Source organism: Achromobacter sp. (assembly GCF_057314935.1).
Genome location: NZ_DBHKZA010000147.1, coordinates 1 through 7265, shown reverse-complemented (window position 1 = coordinate 7265; position 7265 = coordinate 1). Strand labels below are relative to the sequence as shown.

9 protein-coding genes and 1 pseudogene are annotated in these 7265 nt (G+C 67.3%); 4 read left to right on the top strand and 6 right to left on the bottom strand.

Annotated features, from left to right (window positions below):
- Positions 1–928, bottom strand: a 928-nt coding sequence (locus ACO6D5_RS29010; RefSeq protein ID WP_485827307.1) for an AMP-binding protein, incomplete at its 3' end; no start/stop codon positions are given.
- Between the two features lie 3 nt (positions 929–931).
- Positions 932–1972: a cyclase family protein gene (locus tag ACO6D5_RS29005; protein ID WP_485827306.1), complete on the bottom strand. Its 1041-nt coding sequence runs from the start codon at positions 1970–1972 to the stop codon at positions 932–934.
- 123 nt (positions 1973–2095) lie between these two features.
- On the opposite strand from ACO6D5_RS29005, the gene ACO6D5_RS29000 reads away from it, so the two are divergent.
- Together ACO6D5_RS29000 and ACO6D5_RS28995 are read left to right on the top strand one after the other, a co-directional pair.
- Positions 2096–3091: a Bug family tripartite tricarboxylate transporter substrate binding protein gene (locus ACO6D5_RS29000; RefSeq protein ID WP_485827305.1), complete on the top strand. Its 996-nt coding sequence runs from the start codon at positions 2096–2098 to the stop codon at positions 3089–3091.
- A complete protein-coding gene (locus tag ACO6D5_RS28995; RefSeq protein ID WP_006224137.1) occupies positions 3088–3810 on the top strand; it encodes an SDR family oxidoreductase in 723 nt (240 codons plus the stop codon). The genes ACO6D5_RS29000 and ACO6D5_RS28995 overlap by 4 nt, the downstream gene beginning before the upstream one ends.
- On the opposite strand, the gene ACO6D5_RS28990 is transcribed toward ACO6D5_RS28995, so the two are convergent.
- Both ACO6D5_RS28990 and ACO6D5_RS28985 read right to left on the bottom strand, forming a co-directional pair.
- Positions 3807–4187 (bottom strand): zinc ribbon domain-containing protein, encoded by a 381-nt coding sequence (locus tag ACO6D5_RS28990; RefSeq protein WP_088588475.1) that lies wholly within the window; start codon positions 4185–4187, stop codon positions 3807–3809. The genes ACO6D5_RS28995 and ACO6D5_RS28990 overlap by 4 nt on opposite strands.
- A 1-nt stretch (position 4188) precedes the next feature.
- On the bottom strand, positions 4189–5106 hold the full coding sequence (locus ACO6D5_RS28985) for a GlxA family transcriptional regulator (RefSeq protein ID WP_006224135.1): 918 nt from the start codon (positions 5104–5106) through the stop codon (positions 4189–4191).
- Between the two features lie 66 nt (positions 5107–5172).
- Between ACO6D5_RS28985 and ACO6D5_RS28980 the strand changes: the two genes are divergently transcribed.
- The gene (locus ACO6D5_RS28980; protein ID WP_088588473.1) at positions 5173–5847 is read left to right on the top strand and encodes a DJ-1/PfpI family protein; all 675 of its coding nucleotides are present in this window, start codon (positions 5173–5175) and stop codon (positions 5845–5847) included.
- A gap of 6 nt (positions 5848–5853) precedes the next feature.
- Here the strand turns inward: ACO6D5_RS28980 and ACO6D5_RS28975 are convergent, their stop codons facing one another.
- Positions 5854–6147, bottom strand: a complete 294-nt coding sequence (locus ACO6D5_RS28975; RefSeq protein WP_485827304.1) for an Lrp/AsnC family transcriptional regulator — start codon at positions 6145–6147, stop codon at positions 5854–5856.
- 97 nt (positions 6148–6244) lie between these two features.
- Here ACO6D5_RS28975 and ACO6D5_RS28970 point away from each other — a divergent pair, with 97 nt between their 5' ends.
- Positions 6245–6913 carry a LysE family translocator gene (locus ACO6D5_RS28970; protein ID WP_485827303.1) on the top strand — a complete coding sequence of 223 codons (669 nt, stop codon included), beginning with the start codon at positions 6245–6247 and terminating at the stop codon, positions 6911–6913.
- A gap of 86 nt (positions 6914–6999) precedes the next feature.
- Here ACO6D5_RS28970 and ACO6D5_RS28965 read toward each other — a convergent pair.
- Positions 7000–7265 (bottom strand): annotated as a pseudogene (locus ACO6D5_RS28965) (ABC transporter ATP-binding protein); the annotation flags it as partial.

Below are 7265 nucleotides of genomic sequence, written 5' to 3'. Positions count from 1 at the left end.
CCTCGCGGGCCAGGTCCAGCATGTTGTCCAGCGCGGGCGTGAAACTGGCGAAGCCAAACAGGCGCGCCGAGGCGAAGGCGCCAGGCGGAGCGGCTTGCATCATGCCGACCAGCGCCTCGTTGTTGGCGTACGTATGGGTGACCGCATGGCGGGCGACGGCCTGGGCCGATTCCGCGGCGTTGAACACCGGCGCGCAGACCACAGGCACGCCTTGCGCCAGGCCGCCCACCAGCGTCGCAAAGCCGAATGCGCCGCAAAACGGCGCGCTGGCCAGCACGCAGCTGTCGTCGTCGTAGCCGAAGGCCTGCGCGACCGCCGCGCCGTGGCGCAATAAGGTCTGCTGGTCATGCAGGACGAACTTGGGTTTGGACGTGGTGCCCGATGTGGTGAAGCACAGCACGCCGGCGTTGCCGTGCGGGGCGGGCGGCGGGGTGTCGGTGGCCAGCAGGTCCGCATAGCGGTGCACCGGTATGCCGGGGACGGCGGCCGGGGCGGCTTCGTCCGGCCCGGTCAGCGCCACCACGCCTTGCAGACGCGTCAATTGAGCGGGGTCGACGCCGTCAAGAATGCCCTGGAAATCGATGCCCTTGAAGCCCGGCCAGAACACCAGCCAGTCCGCTTGCCCGCGGCCCAGGATGTCGGCCACTTCCAACGCGCGAAAGCGCGTGTTGACGGCCAGCACCACGGCGCCCAGGTGCGCGCAGGCCAGGAAAGATTCCACCCAGGCCGCGCAGTTGGGGAGCCAGACGGCCACGCGGTGGCCAGGCCGCACGCCGATGCGGGCAAGCCCCGCGGCCAGCGCCCGGCTTTGCGCGCGCAACTGCGCGGCGCTGATTCGCTGGTCTTGGTCGATCAGCAGGGTCGCCTCGGGGCAGCGCGCGGCCAGCGCGTCGAGGTGGCCGGAAAACGTCGAAGTCGGTACGAACATGGCTTACACCGTGGCGATCGGCGTCACGGGGGAGCCCACCGCGCCCGGCATGCGCAAGGGCGGGGCGGTCAGCAGGAAGCGGTTGCGGCCCTGCGCGTGCAGCCAATCGGCCAGGTCCTTCAGATACCAGAGTTCCGCCAGCGGCACGCCCAGCTTGAACAGGCAATGGTGATGCAGCGGCAGGATCGAATGGCCGGGGCCGGATGTGCGCGCGGGATAGGACTCCACGGCGTAGTTGTCCGCGCAGAGGGCGGCGACCCCGCTGGCGGTGATCCAGTCCAGCAGCGCCGCGTCGGCGCCGTCCAGCACGGCGCCGGTCTGTTCCAGCGCGTGCGGATCGGGCTGCCCGTTCATGGCCACCAAGCGTTCGGCGAAGCCCGTGCGCAGCACCAGCATGTCGCCCGGCTCCACGACGACGTCCTGTTCGCGCATCGCGGTCTGCAACTGTTCGTGGCCCACCAGCGTGCGGCCGGGGCCGAACGCGCGTGCCAGGTCCACCAGCACGCCGCGTCCCTGCATGCCTTTTTCGGCGTAGCGGCTGATGCTCAGCTTGCGGGCATACGAGCCGCCCGGCGGGCAGCAGGCGTCGCCCGACGTGTCGGGGTCGGCGCCGCCGAACACGTCGACGCCGGCGGCGTAGCCGTTGTAATAGACGCGGCGGGCCTGGCCGTCGCCCTGGATGTCGAAGAGGGCGCCTACGTGGCACAGGCCGTCCCACTGCGTGGAGTACTGCATGGACAGCGTGACCTGGTCATCCGACAGCACGTCGACCGCCTCGGGCTGCACCTGCGACATCGCGAAATTCAGGTAGGGCGTGCCTTCGCGGAATGTGGGCTTGAGCGTGGGTGCATGGCGGCGCGGATTCAGCACGTTGCCGCCGGGCAGGTCCAGCGGCAGCGACAGGCAGAACACCTTGCCCACGCGCACTTCGCGCACCCCCTGCAACACCTTTTCTTCCGTCAGCAGGTTCAGCCGGCCCAGTTCGTCGTCCGGCCCGAAGTCGCCCCAGGTGGACCCTTCCGGGCGTTGCGTCCAGCGTTTCATTTGCTTGTCTCCTATCCGTTTTCTATGTTTTTATAACTATAGTACGTATTTACGTACTTTGAGTATCCGCGAAAGCCTTAAGAAGAAACCCGCAATAAGCGAGTTCGATAGGAGACAAAATTCATGACGCAATTCGTGCATCCGCGCGCCGCGCGGAGCTGGCTTGCCGCCGCCGCCCTGGCGGCTGTGGCGCTGCCCGCGGCCCAGGCCGCCGGCTATCCCGAACACCCCGTCACCGTCGTCGTGCCGTATCCGCCGGGCGGCGGCGCGGACATCTTCGGCCGCGCCATCGCCAATGCGCTGCAACCGGGTTTGAAGCAGACCGTGCTGGTGGAAAACAAGCCGGGCGCTGGCGGCAACATCGGCATGGCGTACGTGGCCCGCGCCAAGGCGGACGGCTACACGCTGGGCCTGGGCACCATCGGCACGCAGACCATCAACCAGTTTCTCTACAGCAACATGACGTTCGATCCCGAACGTGATCTGGTACCGATCGCGCTGGTCTCCACGACGCCCAACGTGATCGCCGTCAGCGCCAAATCGCCGTACAAGACTGTGGCCGACGTCATCAAGGCGGCCAAGCAATCGCCCGACAAGAAGCTGACCTATGCTTCGCCCGGCATCGGATCGTCGGTCCATCTGACGGGCGCGTATTTCGAATCGATGGCGGGGGTGACCATGCTGCACGTGCCGTTCAAGGGCACGTCCGCATCCTTGCCGGCCGTGGCGGGCGGCCAGGTGGATCTGCTGTTCGACAATCTGCCGGGCGCATTGGCGCAGATCAAGGACGGCAATCTGGTGCGCGGGGTGGCCGTCACATCCGGCGAACGCGATCCGTCGGTGCCGAACCTGCCCACCGTTGCGGAGTCGGGTCTGCCCGGGTTCGACGTCACGGCGTGGTTCGCCCTGTACGCGCCGCGCAACACGCCGGCGCCCGTGGTCAAGCAATTGATCGATGCCGCGCGCAGCGGCCTGCAAAGCCAGGCCATCGCCACCAACTTCGCCACCATGGGCGCCAAACCCGGTACGCTTTTCGGCGACGACCTGGCGGCCTTCGAGCGCGACGAGCGCAAGAAATGGGGCGGACTCATCAAAGACAAAGGAATCACCGCGCAATGAACACCCCCATCGCACTTGTCACCGGCGGCAGCCGGGGTATCGGCCGCGCCATCGTGGCGCGCCTGGTGCAGGACGGCTATCAGGTCGTCAATTTCAGCCGCCGCGCGCCCGACCAACTGCTCCCCGGCGAGACCTTCCGCTCGGTCGACCTGGGCGATGCGGCGGCCACCCGCGAGGCGGCGCGCGAGCTGGCGGCCGAGCGGCCGGTGCTGCACCTAGTCAACAATGCGGGGATGATCCAGGTCGCCAACATCGAGGACGTGTCCGAGGAAGACTTGCTGCGCACGATGGCCTTGAATGTCACGGCGCCCGTGCTGCTGTTGCAGGCGTTGTTGCCGGGCATGCGCCAGGCGGGCTACGGACGCGTGGTCAACATCGGCAGCCGCGCCGCGCTGGGCAAGGGCGGGCGAACGGTGTACGGCGCGTCCAAGGCGGGGCTGGCCGGCATGACGCGCACCTGGGCGCTGGAGCTGGCCGCCGACGGCATCACCGTGAACACCGTTGCGCCAGGCCCGATCGCGACCGAATTGTTCAACCAGTCGAACCCGCCCGGCCAGCCGAAGACGCTGGCGCTGGAAGCCTCCATCCCCGTGGGCCGGGTCGGGCAGCCGGAAGAGGTGGCGCACAGCGTCGCCCTGTTCCTGGACCGGCGCGCCGGCTTCATCACGGGGCAACTGCTGTACGTGTGCGGCGGCATGTCCGTGGGGCTGGCGGGCTAAAGGCTGTCGTCCAGTTCCCAGGTGAATTCCGGCGTGACCTGCAGCGACAGGCCTTGCGGCCAGAGCAGCTTGTGCAGCCGGATCACCTCGTACGCATAAACGTTTTCCGCCACGGGCAGGCCCTGGTCGAGGATGGCGCGCGCGACGGGGACGCCGGTGCCCAAGGTTGCCGACAGGCGGGCGATGGCGGTGCCGCGCGCGATGCCTTGCGCACGCGCGCGCACCGTGTAGGGCGTGCGGTCATGGAAGGGGTGGTTGGGATTGGTCGTGGCCACCATCCAGCCGCAATGCGCGCATTCCGCAATCAGGCTCATGCCCTGCGTGCGCGTGGCTAGGGGATGGCCGCATTCGGGGCAGGGGCTGTCGGTGATCGGCATGTCAGGAAAGCCGTTCCGGCCTTTTATGCAACGGTCCCACGTGCTGCTCGACGGTCTTGCGCGGCAGCTTGCCGGTGCTTTGCAGCGCGCTGGCCCGTTCTTCGCGCAGGCGCCGCAGCACTTCGGTGGGCGCCACGCCGAAATGCGCCGCGAATTTGCGCTGGAAGGTGCGCCGCGACATATGGCAGGCGTCCGCCATGTCGTCCACCGACCAGCGCGCCGACAAGTGCGCTTCAATCTTTTCGACCAGGTCGCGGAACGGTGCGGCGACGCGGTCTTGCAGCCGCAGGCTCTGGCTGTACTGGCGCTGGTCGCCGTCGCGCCGCATGAAGACGACCAGCCGGCGCGCCACCTGCTGCGACAGTGCCGCGCCATGGTCGCGTTCGATCAGGGCCAGCGCCAGATCGATGCCTGCGGTGACGCCGGCAGAGGTCCAGTACTTGCCGCTTTCGATGAAGATACGGTCGTCCTGCACGCGCAGCGCGGGGTACATCTGGCGCAGCCGGTCCGCCGAGCGCCAGTGCGTGGTGACGGCCAGTCCGTTGAGCAGGTCCGCCGCGGCCAGGACGAACGCACCGGTACAGACGCTGCACGTGCGCGCGGCGCCGGCGTCGCGGCGGCGTAGCCAGGCGCGTGTTTCCGCGTGCGCGCTGGCGCGGTCGACGCCGGGGCCGCCCGGCACCAGCAGCATGTCGACCGGTGCGTCGCCGTCTTCTTCGAAGGTGCCGTCCACCTGCATGCGCAGCCCTTGCTCCCAGGTGCTGACGACGCGTTCGGCGGCAATCGTGTTCAACTGGTACAGCGCCTTTCCCGCCTCTTCGTTTGCCGAACTGAATGCCTGCCAAGGGCCTGCCAGGTCCAGCGGCTGAAAGCCGTCGAACAGCACGAACAGCACGCGTTGTGGCGCGTTTTCCGCCATTTGTGGCGCAACGGACTGGGCGCGTCCGCCTATGCTGGGCGTTGGCGTTCTTGAAGGAGCATCGTCATGCATGTGAATATTCTCTTGTTCGAAGGGCTGACCCAGCTGGATATGACCGGCCCCTATGAGGTCCTGGCGAACGCGCCGGGCTTCACTGTGGATTTTGTCGCAAAAACGCGGGATCCGGTACGGTGCGATCGCGGATTGCAATTCGTGCCCACCCAGACGCTGGCGTCCGCGCCGCCCTGCGATCTGCTGGTCGTGCCCGGCGGGCCGGGCACGGATGATGCCATTGTTGACCCCGATTGGGTGGCATTCACGCGCAAGCAGGGGCAAGACGCGCAATATCTGTTTGGTATTTGCACGGGGTCGCTGCTGCTGGGTGCGGCCGGGCTGTTGCGCGGCAAGCGGGCGTCCAGCCATTGGCGAGCGCGCGAACTGTTGTCGCGCTTCGGCGCCATCCCAACCGACGAGCGCCTGTGCGTGGACGGCAACACCTACACCGCAGGCGGCGTGACCTCGGGCATCGACATGGGCCTGAAGGTCGTGGCGGCGCTTTGCGGCGACGACGTCGCCAAGCTGATCCAGCTGCAGATCGAATACGACCCCAAACCGCCGTTTCCCGGCGGCACGCCCAAGACGTCCGAGCCGGCGGTGGTCCAGCGTTACCTGGAGATGTCGCAGGCGCGGTTCGATCGGCGGCGCGCCGCAGTGGACCGGGCGGCGGCGGCCATGCCCTAGGGCGGGTTACTTGCCCAGATGGTCCAGCGGCAGCGGGCTTTGCGGCTTGACCGTCTGGATGGCGAAGTTGCTGCGGATGTCCTTTACGCCCGGCAGCTTCAGCAGCGTTCCCAGCAGGAAGCGCTCGTAACCGCGCAGGTCCGGCACCACGACCTGCACTTCCAGCATGCGCACGCGGCGCAGGCAGGGCGAGGGCGACAGGCCGATCTGCTCGGCAAGCTCCACATTGGTCAGGCGGCCGTTCTGCTGCAAGGCCTCGAGAATGCGCCGGTCATAAGCATCCAGGTCGCGCTTTGGCATAGATTCAAGAAATGAGTGGATAAAGAAGACGAGTATGCCAATCATGGTAATCGGATTGGCATGAATCGCAAGCACATGCCAGTCCGATTTTCCTAGAATGATCGCCTTGAATAATGCGCGGGAGAGCGCGGTGATGGCCGATATGGCGATGTTTCTTGGGGCCTTGCTGATTGTGTACGTGGTGCCCGGGCCGGACATGATCCTGTTGCTGGAGACGGGCGTATTGCGGGGACGGGGGCAGGCGTTGGCGGTCGCCGTTGGCCTGGCCATTGCACGCGCCGCCCACGTGACGCTGGCGGCATTGGGCCTGGCGGCCCTGTTCAAGACCCACCCGTGGGCGTTCGACGCCGCTCGCACCGTGGGCGGCATCTATCTGATGTGGCTGGGCGTGCGGCTGCTACGGGCCGGGCTCGTGGTGCTGGACGCTGCCGGCCAGACGCCGCCGCGAGGCTCGGGCCTGGGCGGCGCGTTGATGGCCGGCGTGTTGACCAATGTGCTCAATCCCAAGGCCCTGCTGTTCTGCTCGGTGCTGCTGCCGCAGTTCGTGTCGCCGGACCATGGGCCGATCGGTCCGCAATTCGCGCTGCTGGGCGTCATCCTGGTCAGTCTCGGCTTGGCGTTCGACGTGGTGTGCGCGCTGGCGGGCGGGGCCGTGGGGCGCTGGATGTCGTCCAGTCCACGGGCGCAGAAGGTGCAAAGCGTGATCTTCGGCACCGCGCTGATCGGTTTCGGCTTGCGGCTGACGTTCGCGCAACGCCCGGCCTGAAACGCATCACGACAAGGCGGGGCAAGATAGACAAAGGGCCTGACGCATTGCTGCGCCAGGCCCTTTTTCTTTCACGGCAGTGCCGCTTACTTGCCGAAGGCGTAGGCGTCTTCGTCCACGTCTTCCTCTTTGGCGGCAGGCGCCGTGGCGCCGTCCTGCAACAGTTCCGCCGCCGTCATGCCCTTGGTCAGTTCCAGGGCCTGGCGTTCGAACAGGCGCCGGTACAGGCCGCCCTTCAAACGGATCAGCGCATCGTGGCTGCCTTCTTCGATGATGCGGCCATGGTCCATCACCAGAAGGCGGTCCAGGGCGCGCACGGTCGACAGGCGGTGCGCCACCACCAGCGTGGTGC